Source organism: Loktanella sp. D2R18 (assembly GCF_003318235.1).
In the GTDB taxonomy this organism is placed as follows: domain Bacteria; phylum Pseudomonadota; class Alphaproteobacteria; order Rhodobacterales; family Rhodobacteraceae; genus Yoonia.
Window position 1 is genome coordinate 13,990 of the sequence record NZ_QOCG01000030.1, and the last position, 23,611, is coordinate 37,600.

At 54.3% G+C, this 23,611-nt stretch carries 20 protein-coding genes; 5 read left to right on the top strand and 15 right to left on the bottom strand.

Annotated features, from left to right (window positions below; all coding sequences use genetic code 11):
* The first annotated feature begins 54 nt into the window (after window positions 1–54).
* Window positions 55–456, top strand: a complete 402-nt coding sequence (locus tag DS901_RS13495) for a hypothetical protein (protein ID WP_113777463.1) — start codon at window positions 55–57, stop codon at window positions 454–456.
* A 75-nt stretch (window positions 457–531) separates the two neighbouring features.
* Window positions 532–1,548: a hypothetical protein gene (locus DS901_RS13500; protein WP_113777464.1), complete on the top strand. Its 1,017-nt coding sequence runs from the start codon at window positions 532–534 to the stop codon at window positions 1,546–1,548.
* A gap of 2 nt (window positions 1,549–1,550) precedes the next feature.
* Here DS901_RS13500 and upp read toward each other — a convergent pair whose 3' ends face one another.
* The 6 genes from upp to DS901_RS13535 all read right to left on the bottom strand — a co-directional run bounded on the left by upp (window position 1,551) and on the right by DS901_RS13535 (window position 7,578).
* Entirely contained in the window at window positions 1,551–2,183 is a 633-nt protein-coding gene (gene upp / locus DS901_RS13505) for a uracil phosphoribosyltransferase (RefSeq protein ID WP_113777465.1), read from the bottom strand.
* Window positions 2,176–3,168 carry an adenosine deaminase gene (locus DS901_RS13510; RefSeq protein WP_113777466.1) on the bottom strand — a complete coding sequence of 331 codons (993 nt, stop codon included), beginning with the start codon at window positions 3,166–3,168 and terminating at the stop codon, window positions 2,176–2,178. Before DS901_RS13510 ends, upp begins: the two co-directional genes overlap by 8 nt.
* Window positions 3,165–4,340, bottom strand: a complete 1,176-nt coding sequence (locus DS901_RS13515) for a phosphopentomutase (RefSeq protein WP_113778028.1) — start codon at window positions 4,338–4,340, stop codon at window positions 3,165–3,167. The genes DS901_RS13510 and DS901_RS13515 overlap by 4 nt, the downstream gene beginning before the upstream one ends.
* Window positions 4,340–5,635 (bottom strand): thymidine phosphorylase, encoded by a 1,296-nt coding sequence (locus tag DS901_RS13520; protein ID WP_113777467.1) that lies wholly within the window; start codon window positions 5,633–5,635, stop codon window positions 4,340–4,342. The genes DS901_RS13515 and DS901_RS13520 overlap by 1 nt, the downstream gene beginning before the upstream one ends.
* 385 nt (window positions 5,636–6,020) lie before the next feature.
* Window positions 6,021–6,416, bottom strand: coding sequence for a cytidine deaminase (locus DS901_RS13530; RefSeq protein WP_113777469.1), 396 nt, complete (start codon window positions 6,414–6,416; stop codon window positions 6,021–6,023).
* Window positions 6,417–6,486: 70 nt separating this feature from the next.
* Window positions 6,487–7,578 (bottom strand): cupin domain-containing protein, encoded by a 1,092-nt coding sequence (locus DS901_RS13535; RefSeq protein ID WP_113777470.1) that lies wholly within the window; start codon window positions 7,576–7,578, stop codon window positions 6,487–6,489.
* Between the two features lie 138 nt (window positions 7,579–7,716).
* Between DS901_RS13535 and DS901_RS13540 the strand changes: the two genes are divergently transcribed.
* The gene (locus DS901_RS13540) at window positions 7,717–9,996 is read left to right on the top strand and encodes an NADP-dependent malic enzyme (protein WP_113777471.1); all 2,280 of its coding nucleotides are present in this window, start codon (window positions 7,717–7,719) and stop codon (window positions 9,994–9,996) included.
* A gap of 135 nt (window positions 9,997–10,131) precedes the next feature.
* Window positions 10,132–12,024 (top strand): propionate-CoA ligase PrpE, encoded by a 1,893-nt coding sequence (gene prpE / locus DS901_RS13545; protein WP_113777472.1) that lies wholly within the window; start codon window positions 10,132–10,134, stop codon window positions 12,022–12,024.
* A 45-nt stretch (window positions 12,025–12,069) separates the two neighbouring features.
* On the opposite strand, the gene DS901_RS13550 is transcribed toward prpE, so the two are convergent.
* The 8 genes from DS901_RS13550 to DS901_RS13585 all read right to left on the bottom strand — a co-directional run bounded on the left by DS901_RS13550 (window position 12,070) and on the right by DS901_RS13585 (window position 20,660).
* Window positions 12,070–12,510 carry a hypothetical protein gene (locus DS901_RS13550; RefSeq protein WP_147249933.1) on the bottom strand — a complete coding sequence of 147 codons (441 nt, stop codon included), beginning with the start codon at window positions 12,508–12,510 and terminating at the stop codon, window positions 12,070–12,072.
* A gap of 270 nt (window positions 12,511–12,780) precedes the next feature.
* Window positions 12,781–14,457, bottom strand: a complete 1,677-nt coding sequence (gene rpsA / locus DS901_RS13555; RefSeq protein WP_113777474.1) for a 30S ribosomal protein S1 — start codon at window positions 14,455–14,457, stop codon at window positions 12,781–12,783.
* 401 nt (window positions 14,458–14,858) lie between these two features.
* Window positions 14,859–15,566 (bottom strand): hypothetical protein, encoded by a 708-nt coding sequence (locus DS901_RS13560; RefSeq protein WP_147249934.1) that lies wholly within the window; start codon window positions 15,564–15,566, stop codon window positions 14,859–14,861.
* A gap of 386 nt (window positions 15,567–15,952) precedes the next feature.
* Window positions 15,953–16,879, bottom strand: coding sequence for a type IV pili methyl-accepting chemotaxis transducer N-terminal domain-containing protein (locus DS901_RS13565; protein ID WP_181820874.1), 927 nt, complete (start codon window positions 16,877–16,879; stop codon window positions 15,953–15,955).
* Window positions 16,880–17,230: 351 nt separating this feature from the next.
* Entirely contained in the window at window positions 17,231–17,845 is a 615-nt protein-coding gene (locus tag DS901_RS13570) for a (d)CMP kinase (RefSeq protein ID WP_113777477.1), read from the bottom strand.
* The gene (gene aroA / locus DS901_RS13575) at window positions 17,842–19,194 is read right to left on the bottom strand and encodes a 3-phosphoshikimate 1-carboxyvinyltransferase (RefSeq protein ID WP_113777478.1); all 1,353 of its coding nucleotides are present in this window, start codon (window positions 19,192–19,194) and stop codon (window positions 17,842–17,844) included. Before aroA ends, DS901_RS13570 begins: the two co-directional genes overlap by 4 nt.
* Before the next feature lie 58 nt (window positions 19,195–19,252).
* Window positions 19,253–19,966, bottom strand: a complete 714-nt coding sequence (gene trmB, locus DS901_RS13580) for a tRNA (guanosine(46)-N7)-methyltransferase TrmB (RefSeq protein ID WP_113777479.1) — start codon at window positions 19,964–19,966, stop codon at window positions 19,253–19,255.
* Between the two features lie 40 nt (window positions 19,967–20,006).
* A complete protein-coding gene (locus DS901_RS13585; protein WP_113777480.1) occupies window positions 20,007–20,660 on the bottom strand; it encodes a hypothetical protein in 654 nt (217 codons plus the stop codon).
* Between the two features lie 346 nt (window positions 20,661–21,006).
* Between DS901_RS13585 and DS901_RS13590 the strand changes: the two genes are divergently transcribed.
* A complete protein-coding gene (locus DS901_RS13590) occupies window positions 21,007–22,278 on the top strand; it encodes an MFS transporter (protein ID WP_113778029.1) in 1,272 nt (423 codons plus the stop codon).
* A 150-nt stretch (window positions 22,279–22,428) separates the two neighbouring features.
* Here DS901_RS13590 and metK read toward each other — a convergent pair whose 3' ends face one another.
* Window positions 22,429–23,610, bottom strand: a complete 1,182-nt coding sequence (gene metK, locus DS901_RS13595; RefSeq protein WP_113777481.1) for a methionine adenosyltransferase — start codon at window positions 23,608–23,610, stop codon at window positions 22,429–22,431.
* Between the last annotated feature and the right edge of the window lies 1 nt (window position 23,611).

Below are 23,611 nucleotides of genomic sequence, written 5' to 3' on the forward strand. Positions count from 1 at the left end.
GGCGCGTTTTTTTGTCATAAGTACCTTAGTTTTAATTTTGAAAAAGTTTTACAAATGAAAATATCTGCCGCAATCATTGCCGCCCTGCTGACGACACCCGCAATGGCCGACGAGATCACCAGCTATTACGCCGCTCTGAACTATGCCGACTCGTACAACTCGCGCGGGGAGCAATTGTACGAAGTCGGTGCAATCTTGCAGCAAGACCGGGCCAACGTACACCGTTTTGGCGTTATGCAAGAAGGTGATGAAATTGATGGGCTTTTCGGAAACGCTGAAATGCGTGCCCAAATACCAACCCTTTATGAGAATGGGCCAAAAGTTGCAGGCGTCGCCACATGGCTCGAAGGCGGTGGCGACATGCTTTTTTACGTCAGCGTTTGCGGCACAAAATCGCGGGCCGAATATTTGATCGTGAATTTTGGTGACGGCGATCTGGCATATACTTGCGATTAGCCCCCACAAACATATTACCGACATGACAATCCCACCGCCCCGCGATAAGTTCGATAAAAAAGGGCGGTTGGGGCAATGACAGCACTTGAAAAATATGAGCGGCTGGAATGCGACGGGCTTTGGCGCGCGGATAAGGATACGCAGCGCCGCGATGTTGTTGTGTCATTCGGCAACGCCACGCTGGTCATTGCCGATGGCACCGGGCGACCATTGACCCATTGGTCCCTGCCCGCGCTTGAACGGCAAAACCCCGGTGAAATACCAGCGATCTACACCCCCGGCGAAGACGCTGAAGAAACGATTGAAATCGCCGACACACTGATGATCGACGCGATAAATGCGATCCAAAAGGCGCTAGAAAAGGCCCGCCCAAAACCCGGAAAACTACGGCTATTCATGACCTTGGCTACGGTGGCCGCGGCGACTGCGCTTGCATTTTTTTGGCTTCCGGGCGCGTTGTCACGCCAGACCCTCGCCGTCGTACCAGCCGCAAAACGCATGGAAATCGGCGCGACGCTTTTGGGATATATGCAAGAGACAACCGGCGCGCGCTGCAACGAGCCGCACGCGAATATGGCGGCGGCAACCCTTGCCAAGCGCCTATTTGGAAATAACACGCAGACCCAGATCATTGTCGTGCCGCATCTTGAACAAGGTGCTGTGGCTATACCGGGACAGTTGATCGTGATCGACTATAGGCTTTTGCAGCAGGCTGATGATCCTGCGGCCATCGCTGGGTTCATCGTGGCCAGCCGGTCGTCAATGCAGCAAAATGATCCGCTCGAAACCCTGCTGCACAGTGCAGGGCTTGGCGTGACTTTCAAGCTGCTTACCACCGGTGAAATCCCTGCACCAGTCCTGGCGGAGAATGCGCAATCCATCGTCAACGCGCCCGCAACTGTCGCCGATGCCGATGCCATCCAAACGGGCTTTGTCAACGCACAAATCCCGCTCGCCCCCTATTTGACCCTGCTGGATCAGGCGACGGGGAATATGCCCGACATCGGGCCAGATGCGCTCGAAGGACAAACGCTGCCCGCCATTATGACGGACAGCGCATGGGTTAGCTTGCAGAATATCTGCAATATTTAGGGCTATTTGGTGCCGAACATCCGATCGCCCGCGTCGCCTAAACCGGGAACGATATAGCCTTTTTCGTTCAGCTTTTCGTCGATGGCCGCCGTGATAATCGGCACATCAGGGTGTGCTTCTTTCATCCGGGCAATGCCTTCGGGGGAAGCCAACAAGCACAAGAAACGAATGTTTTTTGCACCCGCATTTTTCAACAGATCAATCGCGGCAACGGATGAATTGCCGGTCGCAAGCATCGGGTCAACCGCGATCACTAAACGATCATCCAGCTCAGTCGGGACCTTGAAATAATACTGCACAGGTTCCAGCGTTTCTTCGTCGCGGTATAGCCCCACAAAACCAACCCGTGCAGATGGGATCAGTTCAAGGACACCATCCAACAACCCGTTACCAGCACGCAAAATTGACACCAGTGCCAGTTTTTTGCCGTCAATCACCGGGGCATCCATCATTTGCAACGGGGTTTCAATCTGACGTGTTGTCATCGGCAGGCCGCGTGTGACCTCATAAGCCAATAGCTGGCTTATCTCGCGCAACAGCTGGCGAAAGCTCGCGGTTGAGGTGTCTTTTTGGCGCATCAATGTCAGTTTGTGCTGCACAAGCGGGTGGGTCACATGGGTCACGTGATCAGTCATCTTTTGGCTCCAGTCGTTTCGCCACACGGGCGCGGGTTTCTTCGTCGCAGAATGCGGCATCAAGGGCGACCTTATTGAGCGCCCGGAAATCATCTTCGCCCCAGCCAAATGTCTGGGCGAGCATGTCATATTCGTCGGTCATCGTTGTGTGAAAGAACGGCGGATCATCGGTGGATATGGTCACGGGCACACCGGCGTCACGCAGTTTTGCTATTGGGTGTGCATCCCATCCTGTGACCGCTTTCAGCACAACGTTCGATCCGGGGCAAACCTCTAGAACGATCCCTTTATCCGCAATTTCAGCCATCAATGCGGCGTCTTCAATCGCGCCGATCCCATGACCGATGCGTTCAACTTTCAGATCACGTATGGTTTCCGCGACCATCGACGGCCCGCCCCATTCGCCTGCATGCGCCGTCAGTTGCAACCCAGCTTCGCGGGCCATGTCAAAACTATAGGCATAATCACCCGGACGGCCTGCCATTTCGCCACCAGCCATGCCGAAACCCGTGATAAAATCACCTTTGGTTTCCGCAGCACATGTAGCCGCAACTTTGCATTTATCAGGCCCAAAATGACGGATGCCGGTCACGATGCCGCGCAGGGTGATACCCATCGTGCGCTCGGCCTCGTCTGCAGCATCTTGCATTGCAGCCAGATAATCGCGCCACGCCGCCACATCACCGCCACCGCAAAAATCGGGCGACACAAATGTTTCCATATAAACGACGCCATGGGCTGCCGTCTCTTCAAGAACGGCAATCGTTAAGCGGCGGAAGTCTTCGGGCGATTGAAGTGGTTCGCAAGCGGCTTCATAGACTTTAAGAAAATGATCGAAATCACGAAAGGCATAGCCCCCGTTCGCATCAAAAATTCCTGAAATGTCGATGTTCTTTTCACGCGCAAGCGCTGCGATAAACGCAGGCGGTGCAGACCCTTCAAGGTGCGTGTGCAATTCAACCTTTGGGATGCTTTTGAAATTCATAAGAAACTTTTCCCTTTTCCATCATAATCCACTTCCAGATACGCGGCGATGGATGCGGCGACATCGACGAACTTCAACTGACCCAATGCACGTGCACCCAGACCATGCACCAAGATAGGCACCTGTTCGCGGGTATGGTCCGTGCCGGGCCACGTCGGGTCATTGCCATGATCTGCGGTGACGATCAACAGATCATCGGGGCGCAATCGCGGCAAAAGCTGACCAAGCCTAGTATCAAACCACGCGAGGTGGTTGGCGTATCCTTTGGGGTCGCGACGATGCCCGTATTCGCTGTCGAATTCCACCAGATTGGCAAAGATAAACCCGCCATCTTCCGCCGTATCAACAAGATCGCTGATATGCCCCATCAACGCGTCATCACGGCCTTTGCGCAGATCATCGATCCCGCGCATCGAAAAAATGTCGCCAATCTTACCAACCGCATACACTTTGCGGCCCGCCTCATGAACATAATCACAGATCGTCTTTGCGGGTGGCGCGATGGCATAGTCTTTGCGGTTTGCGGTGCGGGTGAAACTGCCCACGTCGCCAACAAATGGGCGCGCGATCACACGTCCGACTTTCATCGTGTGCAGTACAGGCGCAATATCAGCACAAAGTTTCAGCAACCGATCGAGCCCAAAATGGTCTTCGTGTGCGGCAATCTGCAATACGGAATCCGCCGACGTATAACAAATGGGCCAACCCGATTTCAGATGGGCCTCGCCCTCTTGCGCGATGATCGTAGTGCCCGATGCGTGGCAATTGCCCAATATCCCATCGGTTCCAGCCGCCGCGCATATCTGCGCAACAACGTTATCAGGAAAGGCAGGGGTCGCATCCTCGAACACATGCCAATCCCACGGCACTGGCACACCGGCTAATTCCCAATGACCGGACGGGGTATCCTTGCCCGGTGATATTTCACGCGCCGCCCCCCATGCCCCTGTCGGTTCGGCACCAAGGCCCAACGCCACATCACCCGAGGCCAACGTCACCGCAGCACCCAAGCCCAACGCGTCCATCATAGGCACATTCAGCCCCGCGGTTTGTGCGATATGTGCAACCGTGTTGGCGCCGGTATCCGGCAGGTCGCCATTAAAAAACTGATCCGCATCCGGCGCGCCACCGATGCCGACACTGTCGATAACGATTAAAAACGCACGTCCCATCATGTGATCCTTTCAATGATCAGTGGACCGGGGGGCACCGGGTCACCAATAGTGATCGCCCCCTGCACCGCCGCGCTTGCCGCTGCGGCCTGCGCATCTGTCGCGGCATGAACCATGCAGAGCGGATCATTTTTAGCGACTGCCTGCCCTAAGCCGATCATATCGGTAAAACCAACGGATGGGTTAATCTTGTCGGTCTCAACCCGGCGTCCACCGCCAAGTGTCACAACAGCGAGCCCCAATGCCTCGCCATTGATCGCCGCAACATGGCCCGCGATTGGTGCACGTACAGGTTTGACAATCGGGGCTTTAGGCAAATGCGTGTGCCAATCATCTGCCATATCCGGTGGGCCACCCAAAGCAGCAACCATCTGGCTGAATTTCTCCATCGCAGCACCCGAACTGATCGCGGTTGTGATCTGAATTTTTGCATCTGTGATCCCGCGCATTGCCAACAGGCGTTCGCACAAGGATACCGTCAATTCATACAGACGCGGTGCGGCTGCGATATTGCCAGACAGCACCTCCATACACACCGCCACCTCCAAGGCGTTACCAAGCGCAGGCGCAAGCGGCGCGTTCATATCAGTGATCAGGCTTTCGGTTTTGCAGCCAGCGCCGTTACTGGCATCGGTCAAGGCACGCGCCAGTACCCGCGCGTCATCAGGCGTTTTCATAAACGCGCCGGACCCGCATTTGACGTCTAAGATCAGGCCTTCTAGGCCCGCCGCCAGTTTTTTGGCCAAGATTGACGCTGTGATAAGATCCACGCTTTCAACTGTCGCCGTCACGTCGCGGATCGCATAAAGCCGTTTATCAGCGGGGGCGATCTGGCCGGTTGCGCTGACAATCGTGCAGCCCACATCGCAGGTGATCTGACGCAGCTTCGCCTCATTCACATCAACCGATAGACCGGGGATCGCTTCGAGCTTATCCAGCGTACCGCCCGTATGCCCAAGCCCGCGACCGGAAATCATCGGGACGTAAACACCACAAGCCGCCAAAATAGGTGCAAGGATCAACGATACACAGTCGCCAACACCGCCAGTCGAATGTTTATCAAGAACTGGCCCCGGCAGGTCCCAATGCAACACATCCCCACTGTCACGCATCCCCTTGGTCAACGACACGCGGCCAGCATCTGATAACCCGTTCAAACAGACCGCCATCGCAAACGCACCCGCCTGCGCATCGCTTACCGCCCCAGTAGCAAGACCATTCGCGAACCACGCCAATTCAGCATCTGCTGGTGTTTTCTTACGGCGGATAGCGGAAATAATCGCGCGGGCATCCATACTACGCGTCCTCACTCGCGGCGTCAGCCTCTCTGTCATCCTGTTGAAAGCGAGATAACGTCTTTGCATCTCTTAACGCTCTCCGGCCAACTCTTAAAACTAACCGAATTGCGAACGGTAGCCAAATAATTGTCCCAAACCAAGCAAGCAAGTACACTACTAAGAATGGAAATACCTGGCCAAAAGCGTACATACCTTCATCCATCCCATTGTAAAAACTGGCGAACAAGGAATTATCGTATGCAGGTGCCACCGTAACAATAGGCTCACCCATTGTTACCGGAGGTGCTTCCATAATTTCAACAACGGGAACTTGCTCAGCTACCGCAGTGTCGACTTCCTCTGTATGACTACCCATCCGTGAATACCTTCGCTTGAAACAATTTTAATGCGCACGCGCCATATATTTGGCGTCAAAGCTACCCGGCAACAGATCGGTCACAGTGGTTTGCGCCGTCATTCCGTCGACCGTGGTCATGGTAACGACAACATCACCATCCGCAAACTCCGCAATCTTTTGGCGGCACCCGCCACAGCAGCTAACCGGTTGCGGGCTGTCGGCGATCACAGTGATTTCGGCAATGCGTTTATCACCCGCAGCAATCATCGCAGCGATGGCCCCCGCTTCGGCACAGGTGCCTTCGGGATAGGCCACGTTTTCGACATTACAGCCCACATAGACGGCCCCCGATGTCGCACGGATCGCAGCCCCAACCTTAAAATTTGAATAGGGCGCATGGGCATTTTCACGCACGGCGCGGGCGGCGTCTATCAGGGTCATATGTTTCTCCGGTGTTAATCGACCCAGATTGATCTTTGCGCCCCTCAGATGCAAGCATGAACCGCCATCGTCAGCCGGTTTGCACCGACGTAAACCGCCCTGGCAGGCTCACCTCTAGCAGTTCAAGATCGTCAGACGGATCAGCATAGCGTGTGGCCATTCCCGGCGGGATCACAAAAGCATCGCCGGGTGACAGACGTTGCGGATCACGGGTTTCACCGTGCAATGTCATTTCGCCGCGCATAACAAAGGTGAAATGAATATCGGCATCATGTTTCGCCCATGCGGTATCGCCATCACCTCGCCGGATAACCTGAACGCCTGCGACGTCCTTGGTGTTTGTCGCAATGGTGGTGTCGCGCGCAATAAACCCTTGTAATTGCGCAGGCGACCATTCAGCGCCTTCGGCCTGATTAAATACAAATTTTTGTCCCTGCCATTCCCGGTCTGGGCGCAGATGCGGGTTTGGCAACGTCATGTCGTGGTCAATTTCGGTGATATGTTCAGCCGGAACGCCAATTTCGATCACTTCAATGCCTTCGGATGCCTCAAGGACGCGGTGGCGGATTTCCGGTGGCTGAATAAAGCAATCGCCAGCGGTTAAACGGATCGGCGGGCCTTGGTCCTCGTAGACGACATCAACCCACCCACGGTAACAGAAAATCAACTGAAACCCGACACGGTGAAAATGCACCATATCAGGCACCGGGCCACCATCAGGAATACGGATATGGCTAGCAATGATTGACCCGCCTAGACGGCTAGGAATCAGATCACGGTAATGCATGCCTGCACGCCCAATCACCCAAGGTGCTTGATCCGCAAGACGGCGCACAACAAAGGCATGGCTTGTTTCAGGCTTCTCAACCGGCGGTTTCAACGGGTGCACCGATACGCAGGTTCCGCCCGGCGCTGTCAAAGTTGTCACGCCATCCGCAAAGCCCGGATCGTCAGTCAAAATGCGCAGGAAACCTGCCGGGCCATCCATTTGCATCAACCGCACGCACAACCCATGCCCCGAGAATACGGCAGTCACGGGGTTATCCGCCGGAAAAATCATATCCAACCGCATCCCAAGTACCTTGCCAAAAAAACCAAGGTCTGCGCGTAAGTCGGTCGTGGTCAAACAGGCCTCTGCCCGCGTTTGAAAAGTATTGTTCATACGGTGATCGTGGCGGGCGTAGTGGCGATTTGCAATACAATGATTTGCCAAATGCCCCCAATCTATGTTTAACCGAAACCAGTTAGATTCCGTAGGGTACGGCGATAGTTTAACATTAAACTATATTTGGAGAATGTGATGACAGATAACGCAAACGACAGCACGCGGCAGGCGGCGCTTGACTATCACCAGTTCCCAAAACCCGGCAAACTTGAAATTCGCGCAACCAAACCGCTGGCCAACGGGCGTGACCTGTCGCGCGCCTATTCCCCCGGTGTCGCCGAAGCCTGCCTTGAAATCAAAGCCAACCCAGACACGGCCCGTGATTACACCACACGCGGGAACCTTGTAGGGGTCGTGACCAACGGCACGGCGGTGCTGGGCCTTGGCAATATCGGCGGGTTGGCATCAAAACCTGTGATGGAAGGCAAAGCGGTTCTCTTCAAAAAATTCGCCAATATTGACTGTTTTGATATCGAATTGAACGAACCGGACCCTGAAAAGCTCGCGGATATCGTCTGCGCGCTTGAACCAACGTTCGGCGCGGTGAACCTCGAAGACATCAAAGCACCTGATTGCTTTATCGTCGAAAAAATTTGCCGCGAACGGATGAATATCCCGGTCTTCCACGACGACCAGCACGGCACAGCTATTGTTGTGGGGGCTGCCGCAACAAACGCGCTACGCGTCGCAGGCAAAAAATTTGAAGACATTAAAATCGTCAGCACCGGCGGCGGGGCGGCAGGCATTGCTTGCCTGAACATGCTGTTAAAATTGGGAGTAAAGCGCGAAAACGTCTGGCTTTGTGATATCGAAGGCCTTGTTTACAAGGGCCGCGAAAAAGACATGACACCTCAAAAAGTAGATTACGCCCAAGGCACCAGCCCTGCCACATTGGACGATGTGATCGCAGGCGCGGATATGTTTCTTGGGTTGTCCGGCCCCGGCGTTCTCAAGCCCGAAATGGTCGCAAAAATGACCGACGCACCGATCATCTTTGCACTGGCAAACCCTACGCCAGAAATTAGCCCCGATGACGCACGCGCCGTCAAACCCGACGCGATCATCGCTACAGGTCGCAGTGATTTCCCGAACCAAGTCAATAACGTGCTGTGTTTTCCGTTTATCTTTCGGGGCGCGTTGGATGTGGGCGCGACCGATATCAACGACGAGATGAAAATCGCCTGCATCGAAGGTATCGCCGCGCTTGCGCGTGAAACGACCAGCGCCGAAGCCGCTGCCGCGTACCACGGTGAAAAGCTCACCTTTGGGGCCGACTACCTGATCCCGAAACCCTTTGATCCGCGTCTGATGGGTGTCGTCGCAAGTTCTGTCGCCAAGGCCGCGATGGAAACTGGGGTTGCCACCCGCCCGATTGCTGACATGGATGCCTACAAGGCCAATCTTGATGGCTCTGTCTTTAAATCCGCGATGATCATGCGCCCCGTGTTCGAGGCAGCCCGTTCGACCACCCGTAGCATTGTCTTTGCCGAGGGCGAGGATGAACGCGTGCTGCGGGCATCCCAAGCCATCATGGAAGAAACCACGGATACGCCGATCTTGATTGGGCGTCCGGATGTGATCGCGCAACGTTGCGAACGCGCAGGCCTCAAAATTCGGCCCGGCGTTGATTTCAAAATCGTAAACCCAGAAAATGATCCGCGCTACCGCGACTATTGGGAAACCTACCACAAGTTGATGGCGCGCAAAGGCGTGACCCCGGACCTGGCCAAGGCGATCATGCGCACCAATACCACGGCCATTGGCGCGGTCATGGTCCAACGCGGCGAGGCCGACAGCCTGATCTGCGGGACCTTCGGCCAGTTCTTATGGCACTTGAACTATGTCACCCAAATTTTGGGCGATCAGACTCTGCACCCTGTTGGCGCGCTCTCACTGATGATCTTGGAAGACGGGCCCTTGTTTGTGGCCGACACGCAAGTCCACGCAGAACCGACCCCGGAACAAATCGCTGAAACCGTTATTGGGGCCGCCCGCCATGTGCGCCGCTTTGGGGTGGAACCTAAAATTGCGCTCTGCTCACATAGTCAATTTGGCAATCTCGATTGTGACACAGGCCGCCGGATGCGCGCAGCGATGGAAATCCTAGACAGTCAGCCCCGCGATTTCGCATATGAAGGCGAAATGCACATCGACGCCGCACTTGACGTCGAACTGCGCAACCGCGTGTTCCCCGATGCCCACCTTCCGGGGGCCGCAAACGTTTTGGTTTTCGCGAACACCGACGCGGCATCTGGCGTGCGTAACATTCTAAAAATGAAAGGCGGCGGGCTTGAAGTTGGGCCGATATTGATGGGCATGGGCAACCGCTGTCATATTGTCACACCCTCGATCACGCCACGCGGTTTGCTGAATATGTCGGCGCTCGCCGGAACACCTGTAGCGCATTATGGTTGATATAACAGACACTTACCAACCCCACCCCGCAAGGTAAATTATTTTACGGATCAGGCGTAGCAGGCGCAACGCGCGCTTGCCCGCAGCCAGCCCAAGGCGTAACACTTTCTCTCAGGTTGTTTTGGGAGGAACACAATGGGTTACGCGGATGTTTATGCGGCATGGAAAGCCGATCCAGAGGCATTCTGGATGGAGCAAGCCAAAGCCATCGATTGGGACACACCGCCAACACGCGCGCTGAACGACGACAATGCGCCGCTATACGAATGGTTTGCAGATGCAAAGGTAAACACCTGCTATAACGCGGTAGACCGGCACGTCGAAAATGGCAGGGGCGAGCAAACAGCGATCATCTACGACAGTCCGATCACCCATACCAAACGAGAAATTTCATATATTGAACTGCGCAACCGGGTGGCCAGCCTTGCAGGTGCGCTGCGTGCCAAGGGCGTTGAAAAGGGTGACCGGGTCATCATTTACATGCCGATGATCCCCGAAGCGCTGGAGGCGATGCTCGCTTGTGCGCGACTTGGCGCGATCCATTCTGTGGTATTTGGTGGTTTTGCTGCGAACGAGCTTGCCGTGCGCATTGATGACGCGAAACCCAAAGCCATCATCGCGGCGTCCTGCGGGCTGGAGCCGGGGCGCGTTGTGCACTACAAGCCACTTGTTGATGGCGCAATTGAGCTGGCCGAACATAAGCCTGATTTTTGCGTAATTTTCCAGCGCGAACAAGAGGTTGCCGAACTGATCCCCGGTCGTGACTATAACTGGCATGGGTTCCAATACGGCGTGGCACCCGCCGAATGTGTCCCTGTCGAAGGCAACCACCCGGCCTATATCCTTTATACGTCCGGCACGACTGGCGCGCCCAAAGGGGTCGTACGGCACACCGCCGGGCATCTGGTTGCGCTGAACTGGACCATGAAAAATATCTATAACGTCGACCCCGGCGATGTGTTCTGGGCAGCATCAGATGTTGGTTGGGTCGTGGGGCACAGCTATATCTGCTATGGCCCGCTGATCCACGGCAACACAACGATCGTTTTCGAAGGCAAGCCGATCGGCACCCCCGATGCAGGCACATTCTGGCGCGTCATCGAAGAACATAATGTAAAATCCTTCTTTACCGCACCGACTGCATTCCGCGCGGTGAAACGCGAAGACCCAACAGGCGAATACGTCAAGAAATACGACCTCAGCTGTCTTGATCAGGTGTTCCTCGCCGGTGAACGCGCCGACCCTGACACGATCATCTGGGCGCAGGACCAGTTGAAGAAACCGATCATCGACCATTGGTGGCAGACAGAACTGGGCTATCCCGGTGTCTGCAACCCTGTCGGCATCGAATTGCTGCCTGTCAAACTGGGTTCCCCGTCGGTACCGCTGCCCGGCTACGAGATGAAAATCCTCGATGATGAAGGCAATGAGCTCCCACCCGGTGAGTTGGGCGCGATTGTAACGCCCCTGCCCCTGCCGCCCGGCACATTCCCGACCCTATGGAACGCCGAGGACCGCTTTCAGTCGAGCTACCTTGAAACCTTCCCCGGCTATTATGAGACCGGCGATGCGGGCATGATTGATGAGGATGGTTATCTTTACATCATGGCGCGCACCGATGACGTGATCAACGTCGCGGGCCACCGCCTGTCAACGGGTGCGATGGAAGAAGTATTAGCCAACCATCCGGACGTTGGTGAATGCGCTGTGATTGGTGTGACAGATCAGCTGAAAGGGCAATTGCCGCTTGGGTTTATCTGCCTCAACAATGGCTGCGACCGCCCACATGACGAAGTGATCAAAGAGGTCGTCGCCTCTGTCCGCAACACCATCGGCCCCGTCGCCGCGTTTAAGCTGGTTGCTGTCGTTGATCGGCTTCCCAAAACGCGGTCTGGCAAAATCCTGCGCGCAACAATGGTCAAAATCGCCGATAATGCGGACTTCAAAATGCCCGCGACCATCGACGATCCGGCGATCTTGGATGAAATCCGCGCGGCGCTCAAACCTATGGGCTACGCCGGAGCCTAAACCTACATAATGTAATGTCCATATCCATCGTGACGATCATGGACATTACTGACACCAAAGAGCAACCTTCCACCCCCATCGTGTCAATTCCGTGGTCGGAATTGATGTGGAAACAGTACCAGCGGGCACGCTTCCGCCCAATATACGACCATTGTTGGCTGCCACAATCTCAGAAAGCTGTTCACCACCATATCGGCGACCATATGTATTGGCAGTGATCTGCTTGCCTTGGCATTCAGACTGTGATGCGATCTGGACGGCCATACGGTACGCTAGGTCAGATGATTGATCTGCACCATATGTCGATGCAAATTCTTCTGCCGTGGCTTGATCAATGGGAGAAAGGAACGTGTTGTGACGCGTATAACTATCCGTCATTTCAACATCTAGATCGACGTTTACAGGGTATCCACGGTGCGTGCTGTTATTGCCACCGCGCAAAACCCGCGCTGAAATATAACGATGGCGCGCTGCTTCTGTTGGCATTTTTATAACGATACCCACCGAACCAAACGCGGTGTTATCCACAGTTGTATATTGTGGCGCAGGCGCTAACGGTTGCGGCTCGGCACATGCCGAAACAAATGTAACGAGTGAGAAGGCGGTGAGTATATTTTTTGATTTTAGCATTTAAAAAAGGCCCGTATTTTCAGTTTTCAGAACACTACCGACGCTTGCAGGCACGTCCAGTGCAAAACAAAAAAACCCGCCGCAGTTTCCTGCGACGGGTTAAATTCGTAACGCTTAAGCCGTGGCTTATTCGTCACCGCCTTTAAGAGCCGCACCAAGGATATCGCCCAAAGATGCGCCAGAGTCGGATGAACCGAACTGCTCAACAGCTTCTTTTTCTTCAGCGATTTCACGTGCTTTGATCGACAGACCCAGTTTGCGTGTTTTGCTGTCGATGTTGGTAACGCGGACGTCAACCTTGTCGCCAACGCCGAAACGCTCTGGACGCTGCTCTGCACGGTCACGTGACAGATCTGAACGACGGATAAAGGATTTCGCACCTTCATAGTCGACCTCAATGCCGCCATCTTCGATCTTCGTCACTTCAACAGTGATGATCGAACCGCGCTTCACGCCGCCAACGGCTTCTGCGAACGGATCACCGTCCAACGCTTTGATGGACAGAGAAATACGCTCTTTCTCAACGTCAACTTCAGCAACCTTGGCTTTGACAATGTCACCTTTGCGGAAATCGCCGATGACGTCTTCGCCACGGCCTTCCCATGTCAGGTCAGACAAGTGAACCATGCCGTCGATGTCGCCTTCGAGGCCAATAAACAGACCGAATTCGGTGATGTTTTTGACTTCGCCTTCGACTTCAGTGCCTTCTGGGTGTGTCTCAGCAAAGACTTCCCATGGGTTGCGCTGTGTCTGCTTGAGACCAAGTGAAACGCGACGCTTGGCTGAATCGATTTCCAGAACCATGACTTCGACTTCTTGTGAAGTAGACACGATTTTGCCTGGGTGTACGTTTTTCTTTGTCCAAGACATTTCAGAAACGTGCACAAGACCCTCAACACCGGCTTCCAGCTCAACAAATGCGCCGTAATCAGTGATGTTGGTCACGCGGCCCTGATGCACAGAACCAAGGCTGAATTTCGCTTCAACAGCATCCCATGGATCTTCTTGCAGCTGCTTCATGCCGAGGCTGATGCGGTGGGTTTCTTTGTTGATCTTGATGACCTGCACCTTGATCGTCTCACCAATTGTGAGGATCTCGGATGGGTGGTTGACGCGGCGCCATGCCATGTCAGTCACGTGCAGCAAACCGTCAACACCGCCAAGGTCAACGAACGCACCGTATTCGGTGATGTTCTTGACGACGCCGTCAACTTCTTGGCCTTCTGTCAGGTTGCCAATAACTTCGGCGCGCTGTTCGGCACGTGATTCTTCAAGGATCGCACGGCGTGATACAACGATGTTTCCGCGACGGCGGTCCATCTTCAGGATTTGGAATGGCTGTTTCAGACCCATCAATGGGCCCGCGTCACGCACTGGGCGGACGTCAACCTGAGAACCCGGCAAAAACGCAACCGCGCCGCCAAGATCAACAGTGAAACCACCTTTGACGCGGCCAAAGATAGCCCCATCAACGCGAAGTTCGTCAGCGTATGCTTTTTCCAGACGATCCCAAGCTTCCTCACGGCGCGCCATCTCACGAGAGATAACAGCTTCGCCACGGGCGTTCTCAACTTGGCGCAGGAACACTTCGACAGTGTCACCAACAGCCAGTTCAGCGTCTTCACCTGGGTTTGCAAATTCTTTCAGATCAACGCGGCCTTCCATTTTGTAGCCGACGTCGATGATCGCTTGGCCAGCCTCGATAGAGATGACTTTGCCTTTGACAACAGACCCTTCGGCCGGTGTGTCCATTTCGAAGCTTTCGTTCAAGAGTGCTTCAAACTCTTCCATTGTATTAGCCATGTGGCGTCGTTTTCCTAACGTTTTGGTTTTATACGGGCCGTGCGGTTGTCTCCGCCGGTCTTTGGATTTCAGTTGGTCTGAGCACCTTCGCGAACATAAAACAACAGGGCCGGTAAACACCGACCCCGCTCAAGTCTCACGCCCGCACCTGTTCTCGGCACTTCGACAGGGCGGCGTATAGGTCGGTTCTGGTATGTTTGCAAGGGATTTTGTCTCTTTTACGCGCCCTGCGCAGCAAGCAAATCCAAACGCCCGCCCTGTCAGGGCAGTTAGCGTGCTGCCTTTTCATCTCTCTGGTTCAGAGTCCGCAGTTATAGACACTTTTAGCAATGTTGATGTCTGCCGCTACCGACAGTGGGTTATAGCCCATCCCGGTGAAAATTACCTGCCGTGCAAGTAGCTTATTGCGCCAAAAACCTCTCTATATCTCTTATCATATTTTGCCGCACAAAATCGGCTGGGAACTCAACAACTCCGTCGGCTTCAATCATCTCCAAAAGTGGTTCGAGACTTGGTTCAAAGAACCCCGGTGCAGTCGAAATCGTAGACATTGTGATGTCTTGTATTTCCTGCCTAGTTACTATGAACGCTTCGCCGGGTGGCCTACTGGTAAACGCACTATACCGTGTGAAATCATCGAGCTCCAAATAGCTTCCCCAATCATCAAGAACCTCTCGGTATCCGTAGCGACCCGAATACTTCGGTTCAAATATACCTTCGTCTTTTGCGATCGACAGCATGCGTTCACCAGTTGGTGTCTGAAAAAAGTCGACTATCTCGGACAGACCGTCAGCGCCAAATTGTTCAACGGTAATATTTTCCACGAAGGTTCGATGTTCGTCAAATATGTCTTGCGCTGTTCGTTTAGGAATCAGGGCGTAGAAACGACGTTCGTCCACAACGCGCGCATTGTCTGTATCAAGTGCTTCACGATAAAAACGTTCAGTATTTAACCGGTGGTCAGTCTGGATACGAATCCAAAGCCCATCACCCATTAAATGCGATATGAAAAACCTGGCATCTTCGCTGGTATCAGCAAACGAAGCCTTTCCAGCCAAACACATTAAAATGATGAGTGAAGTTTTCAGAAAAGATGATCTACGGGGCAACGAAATCTCCATATGCTATTGAATACAAAAGCGCATACTTACAATTGAGTGAAGTCTTTTAATGATTTCTCACATATATAAATTTACTGATCATATCCATGAGGCACATTTGCAGAATGCGGCATCAAAGCCGCCATTGGCGCTGCCACAACGAAATCTAAAGATGTCCACACAGCCGGCAATCTCAAATCCTAACAGTTCTTAGCGCATGCCCCATTAACCAACCTCTCCCACCTCAAAACCACACAACTTGCCATACACTGTGCATACGCAAATCCGACGTTTTGCCGACCGTATATTTCTTATGTTTTCAAAGCATAAACGCGCATTAACCCGCCCGCGTGTTGCGCGGGCAGGCTGGGACACCGTTCGGTGCCTGCCCGCATTTACATATTATCAAGCGGAACCAATGTTGCGGCGGCGTCGACGTACATGCCGACGACCGTGTTCATATTGGCCATCGTGACGTTCAACTGTTGGAATTTCACCGTGTTGCCATCGGCATCAAGAGAATTGCCCGCAAGCACCTCTGTCACATAGGGCTTTGCGCCGCTCCAGTCAGTCAGCACACCATCAAGACCTGTTGCGATCATGTCGTTTGGTGGTGGCTGCACGCCCACAACTGGCATGCCGTTTTGCAATGCATCCAACGAGTTTTCAAAAATACGCATCGTCGTTTGAAGATCTTCGACAGTCACTGTCGTATCGAAATCACCCTCTAGAATGCAGGATTCTTTGGACATTTTCTGCGTCAACATGCGCTGCCGCCCTGAAATGTCGACCAAAACCAAAGCTGCAAATGTTGTCGCATTTGGGTTGGAATATTGCTGTACAAGCCGTTCAACCAACAACTGGGCCGCGCGCAAAACGGGCAAGTTTTCATTCAGCACATAATTGCGCTCGGCCTCGGTCGCAGTGTCGTTTGCAACTGCTTCGGCGGCAGCCCTCAGCGGCTCCCACAATGTGCGCAGCTCCGCAATGAGCGCAAGCGTCTGTCCATTCGTTTCAGGCAGTTGAATGCTCAGATCAGCGTCCCCAAATTCGAGCCCGGTCAGAATTTTTTCAAACTCCGTCGTTGCAGCCACCAGCAAAGCCGCCGAACCCTCTACATCAATACCGCGCGAAAAGTGGCATGCCGCCGATGGAACACGCTGTGACAACATCCGCAATTTCCCAGAAAAATTAATTCGTTGCTCCGCATTTTCTTCGATGATCGGCGCGCTCTGGCCGAGCGCGATGCTGGGCACGATAGTTGCCGGGTATGCAGCTCCAAGTAGAAACACGAGTTTCAGGTGCTTAGGTATCATAATCATCTTTCTGTCTTTATTCTTAGGGAATGACTGCGCCGTCGGTGCGCCAAATGACATTCGGTTCGTTCGGCTTTACGTGGGCGTCTCAAGCGTTGGAGAGAAACCCTAAAAATGCTTATAATTATGATTATGTTTGATTTATGTCAAATTCGGTGAACCGCAGAAAACTGCAAGTTTGGCTGCTTTTTACGCGGAAAAAATCCCGACTGATCACTTATTGTGCAATGCAAGAACTCCACGACTCACCCAGCATAAATCACAATCGAAGGGTGTGTTCATACTTTATGAATGTGCAACACATGCGCAGTTCCACGAAACCTATTTACGAACCCCGTACCATCCGCACGATGCAAATCACCGCACGCCCAACCCAGACCGAACGGCTTCAATTGCCGCGGCGGTAGCCTGCGCAATCGTCATATCTGACGTGTCAATTTCCACTGAATCATCTGCTGCGACCAGCGGTGCTTCTTCACGGCTGCGATCACGTGCGTCGCGGATTTTGACATCTGCCAGAACCTGGTCAAGGGTGATTTCCATACCCTTACCCACTAGCTCGTTGAAGCGTCGCTCGGCCCGGCATTCCGCTGAGGCCGTCACAAAGAGTTTCACAGGCGCATCTGGACAAATCACTGTGCCGACATCACGCCCATCCAAAACCGCCCCACCATCCCGCGCTGCAAATTTGCGCTGAAACGCGACAAGCGCGCTGCGGACATCTGCGATCACCGCGATTTCGCTGGCAGCTTGGGCCACCGCAGGCGTTCGCAAACTATCATCTTCAAGGTCACGCGGATCAAGCAGTTGCGCCGCTGCAACCGGATCAGCCCCGGCAAGCACCTTAGCACCGACAGCGCGGTACAAAAGCCCAGTATCAAGGTGTGCAAAGCCGAAATGCGCGGCAACGGCCTTGCTGATCGTGCCTTTTCCAGCGGCAGCAGGCCCGTCAATCGCGACCGTAAATATCATGCGTTTGCGCGCACGACCTGCGCCCCAAGCCCCGCCATCAGCGGTTCAAAAATAGGGAATGATGTCGCAATCGGTGATCCATCATCGACGGACATCGGTTTTTGCGTCGCCATCCCCATCACCATAAATGCCATCGCAATCCGGTGGTCCAACACGCTGTCCACAGTCACGCCGCCGGGTACATTGCCGTGCCCTAACCCGGTGACTTTCCACCAGTCGGGGCCTTCGTCCACGGAAACGCCCGCGGCGCGCAGCCCTTTGGCCATCGCGTCGATCCGGTCGCTTTCTTTGACGCGCAATTCCTTGACACCCTGCATATCAGTGACGCCTTGCGCAAAGGACGCAACCACCGAAAGCACGGGATATTCGTCAATCATGCTGGCCGCACGCGCAGGCGGCACCGCAATCCCTTTGAGATCAGGAGAATATTTCGCGCGCAAATCGGCAACCGGTTCACCGCCTTCTTCGCGCATATTTTCATAGGTCAGATCCGCGCCCATCTCGATCAGCGTTGTGAATAGGCCGGCGCGTGTCGGGTTCAACCCAATATTGGGGACCAGCACGTCAGAGCCGGGCGTGATGATCGCCGCGCAGACTGGGAAAGCCGCCGACGACGGATCGCGCGGCACAACAATAGTTTGCCCCTGTAATTCAGGTTGCCCATCCAAGGTAATCACCCGACCTTCTTCGGTGTCTTCAACCGTCAATGTCGCACCAAACCCTTGCAACATGCGTTCCGTGTGGTCGCGCGTCGCTTCTTTTTCGATCACAACCGTTTGGCCCGGCGCGTTCAACCCAGCGAGCAGAACCGCAGATTTCACCTGCGCAGAGGGGACAGGCACAGTGTAACGCACTGGCACCGGATCGGCGGCCCCGACAAGGGTCATTGGCAGGCGCCCCCCTTCACGGCCAACGGTTTGTGTCCCAAACAGCGCTAGCGGGTCGGTCACACGGCCCATCGGGCGGCCATTAAGCGATGCGTCGCCCGTGAATGTCACTGTGATCGGTGATGTCGCCATTGCGCCCATGATCAGGCGCACGCCGGTACCTGAATTGCCGCAATCAATCACATTCTCAGGCTCGGCAAAGCCGCCGACACCCACACCTTGCACCGACCATTCACCGCCGCCGTGATCTGTCACTGTCGCCCCAAAGGCGCGCATCGCCTTGGCCGTGTCCAGCACGTCCTCGCCTTCGAGCAAGCCCGTCACCCGTGTTTCCCCAACGGACAACGCCCCTAAAATCAACGAGCGGTGCGAGATGGATTTGTCGCCGGGCACATTGGCCTCACCCTTTAGCGGGCCGCAAGGGCGGGATGTCATGGGAATGGGGGTACCGTGGCCGGACATAGCGTATTCCTTTATTCTTCAAGGGGCGGTTTACCGCAGGGCGGCAAGAGGGTCTATGTCAGATCCGCAGGAAAGTCAGGTAATGGGGGGTACGCCCTTCGCGCAGGGCTTTTTGCTCGTAGCGGGTCGAAATCCAATCACCCCAGGGATCGCGCCAATCTGCGGGCCCTTCGGCCAGCCATTCGAACCCTTGCGGTGGCACCTCTTCAAGCGTTTGGCGCACATAATCTTTGATATCCGTCGCAACGCGCAATTCTGCACCCGGCTTCATCACGCGGTGCAACGGGGCCAAATGTTCTGGCGTCACAAAGCGACGGCGATGGTGCCGTTTTTTTGGCCACGGATCTGGATAGTTTAGGAACACCTTGCTCAGGCTATTGTCCGGCAAAACATCAAACAGATCCCGCACATCGCCCGGATGGACGCGCAGATTGTCGACGTCCGCCTTGCGGATTTTACCCAATAGCATTGCAACACCGTTGATAAACGGCTCGCAGCCAATCAGCCCAATGTCGGGATAGGTTTCGGCCATGTGGACCAGATGTTCACCACCGCCAAAGCCGATCTCTAGCCAGACATCTTTGCCGGGAAAGACCGTGTTTAGATCAAGCGGCGTCCGTTCGGGGTTTTCTTCCCAACTGATTGGCCCCGGGGACAGGGGGATCAGATCGTTATCAAGGTAATCTTGCTGGCTGTTCCGGATCGTCTTGCCCCGGAAACGGCCATAGAAATTGCGCCACGGAGCGCCCGAAGGGTGTCTATCGTTTTCCATGACGCTGCCATAGCAAGCCGCCGCGCGCTGCGCAATTGGTTCAGTCGCGCAAGACACCTGACTCTTCAAGTTGGCGGCGTGTCGGATACCACATGTTTGACCGCTCGCGCTTTGTTTCGATCGCAAACACAGGATCAACACCGCGTGCGACCAAATAGGAAAGCTGGTTATGCATCTCGGTCTGTACATCCCGGTACAGCCATTGCCCAAAATCAAATGGATTGTCCCAGTTTTCTTCGCGATGCCAATATTTGTAATATTCGCGCAGCCCATCCGCGTTCCACGCGTTTTGATGAAATCCGATCGCACTTCCGCGGTCCATTTCGCGGCGTTCGCCAGCCAAAAACAGCGTCACACAAGCACTGCTACATTCACCCGAGACGCGCGTATCCAAACGATAATCCATCGCGATCCGCGCCATTTGTTCGCCCGCCCAAACAGAGCCGCCCGTACTGGTCAGCCGCAGCAGCTTTGTGTTTGGGTTCTCAGCCAAGATGTCAGAGAACGCATCGACGTCAGTGCTGTCCATTTCCGCATACTGGTCTGGCGGCACGTTGTTTGTATTGTAAACAAGCGTCGTGCCATCGACAAAGAACTTACCAATCCGCGCATCATCACTCACCGGTAGTTTTTGGGCCATAACGGGGCCAGAAGCCCCTAGACACACAACAACAAAAACGCGAAACAATTTCATAACACTCTCCCAAGACTTGCTTGATTTGAACTGCATTCGCGCGGAACCCTCAACCCCTTAGGCTGAAAAAAACACATTGATCGGAGCAGAAACGTGACCTTATCCATGCGCAACTGACGCGACCTGTTGAAAGAGCCTAGCATCTCGAAATTGCAGCGATTGCCAGAGGTATGTAGATTTGGTTCGCATCCATTGATAAGAGACGTGTCCCACATAGGTGACCCAACTCGTGGATGCGAAGGTGCCTACACTTGTGGCCATTCACCGCACCATTCGAATGGCAGCATTTATGGTCTTGCCCGTCGAGGGTATTGTGCACGGCAGCAGTTACGTTGATGCTGAGAAGATGAAAACCGAAACAGAATTCTCTTTTGCAGCACTGAATAAGCAAGCGCGACGGCACATTCGCGTGTTTCAAATTCACCAGTTTCTCGACCGGTTCGCGATGGGCCTCACGGTCGCCGTTGTTGCTCTAGCCTTAACCGACAGAGGCATGGGCCTTTTTCAAATCTCGCTGCTTTTCGGGATCTATTCGCTTACAACAATGACGATGGAACTCCCGTTTGGTGGTCTCGCCGATAGCATTGGCCGCAAGCCGGTCTTTCTGACAGCGGTCGTAGCGAGCCTGATATCGCTAGCACTTTTTCTTTCGACGACCGAATTCAACGTTCTGGCGCTTTCATTTGCATTCATTGGTTTTGGACGGGCGCTGCGGTCGGGCACGCTTGATGCGTGGTTTGTCGAAACCTTCAAAACCGCCGCGCCAAACGTGGATGTGCAACCAGCATTGGCCAAAGCGCAATGGGCCAATGCCGTGGGGTTGGCCATTGGTGCCGTTCTAGGGGGGCTTTTGCCCGATATTTGGGGCTCGGTCGCGAAAAACCTTGGTTTTAGCATCTATGATGTGTCCTACGCGGCAAGCTTTGCCGTGATGCTATGCGTGTTTGCTTTTACAAAATTTGCCATCATCGAAAATCCTCCTCCGATGAACGTCGTCGCACTCAGGCAGGGGCTCGTAAACGTTCCGACGGTGATCAAAGACGCAGGCGTTCTCGCGGTAAGACATCCCACGCTTTCAATCCTGATGCCATCGCTAGCGTTTTTTCTGATGGCGACAAACCCGGTCGAAGTGATCTGGCCAACCCATGCAAAGCCCATGCTGGATGCGAGTTACGCAAACACTATCATTGGTGTCGTAACTGCGACTTATTTCTTCGCCATCGCTTTCGGCGCATCTCTTTCCCCGCACATCAGCAGGCTATTCAAACGGCAGCACGCCCTCACGCTGGCAGCCACGTTTGCTTGTTTGGCAGGTGTTCAGATAGCATTGGCATTGCAAGGCGGTATCGTAGGCTTTGTGACGATTTTCATCGTGTATTCTGTGATCCTTGGTGTGAGCGAGACACCTGCCAGCAGCATTCTACACCGCTGTGTCGAGGACCGTCAGCGGTCAACAATGCTGTCGCTGAGATCGTTGATACAACAATTAGGGGCCGTACTGGGGCTAATATTGGCCGGTGCCGTCGCCGAAATATACGCCACACCTGTCGCATGGATTATTGGTGCACTGTTTCTTGTTATTGCAGTGGTACTGACCTTGCTGTTGATCAAACGATAGGGTTTGCAAACCGATAGCTAGGGACCCCGGCATCATGCACTTTAGGTAGGCACCAGACACTAAAGTGTCGCTGATCGCGCCCTCGCAAGCACATGATCAGCAACACTTCCTTTTCGTAATGGCGCCTTTTTTATCCAGCACCGCGATGGTTTAAACCGCGCGTTTCAGCGCCTCGACCAAATCGGTGCGTTCCCAGCTAAACCCACCGTCCGCGTCCGGGGCCCGGCCAAAGTGACCGTAAGCTGCCGTGCGTTCAAAGATCGGTTTATTCAGGCTTAGGTGCTGCCGGATTCCGCGCGGTGTCAGGTCCATGACCTGCGCGATGGCGCGTTCAATTTCTGCAGGTGACACTTCGCCTGTGCCATGGGTATCCGCATAGATCGACAGCGGCTTGGCGACACCAATCGCATACGACAGTTGTATTGTGCAGCGATCCGCCATGCCAGAAGCGACCACATTTTTCGCCAAATAGCGCGCGGCATAAGCGGCAGAGCGATCGACTTTGGTCGGGTCTTTACCAGAAAATGCACCGCCGCCATGTGGGGCCGCACCGCCGTAGGTATCCACGATGATTTTGCGCCCGGTCAGCCCGGCGTCCCCATCAGGGCCACCGATGACAAATTTACCTGTTGGGTTCACCCACCACTCGGTTTTCGGCGTGATAAAGCCAGCGGGCAGCACCTCGCGGATGTAAGGTTCTACGATTGCACGGATATCATCGCTCGATTGATCTTCGTCGCGGTGCTGTGTGGACAGCACGATTGATGTGACCTCGACCGGTTTCCCGTCTTCGTAGCGCACGGAAACTTGGCTTTTGGCGTCCGGGCGCAACGTTGGCTGTTCGCCTGATTTACGTACCTCGGCCAAACGGCGCAGCATCGCATGGGCGTATTGGATCGGCGCAGGCATCAATGCATCGGTTTCGGTTGTCGCGTAGCCAAACATGATGCCTTGATCACCAGCACCTTCGTCTTTGTCGACGGCGGCATCAACACCCTGGGCGATATGCGCGGATTGTTCATGCAACAGGTTAGTGATCTTACAGGTGGCGTGGTGGAATTTGTCCTGCTCATAGCCGATGTCTTTGATGCAGGCGCGTGCGATATCTTCGACACGGCCCATATAATCTTTCAGCTTTGACTGATCTGTCAGCCCAACTTCGCCGCCAATCACGACACGGTTTGTCGTCGCAAATGTTTCGCAAGCAACCCGCGCTTCGGGTTCTTCCGCCAAAAATGCGTCGAGAATTGCATCTGAAATACGGTCGCACACCTTATCCGGGTGCCCCTCGGAAACGGATTCCGAAGTGAAGGTGTAGTTTTTTCGTGCCATG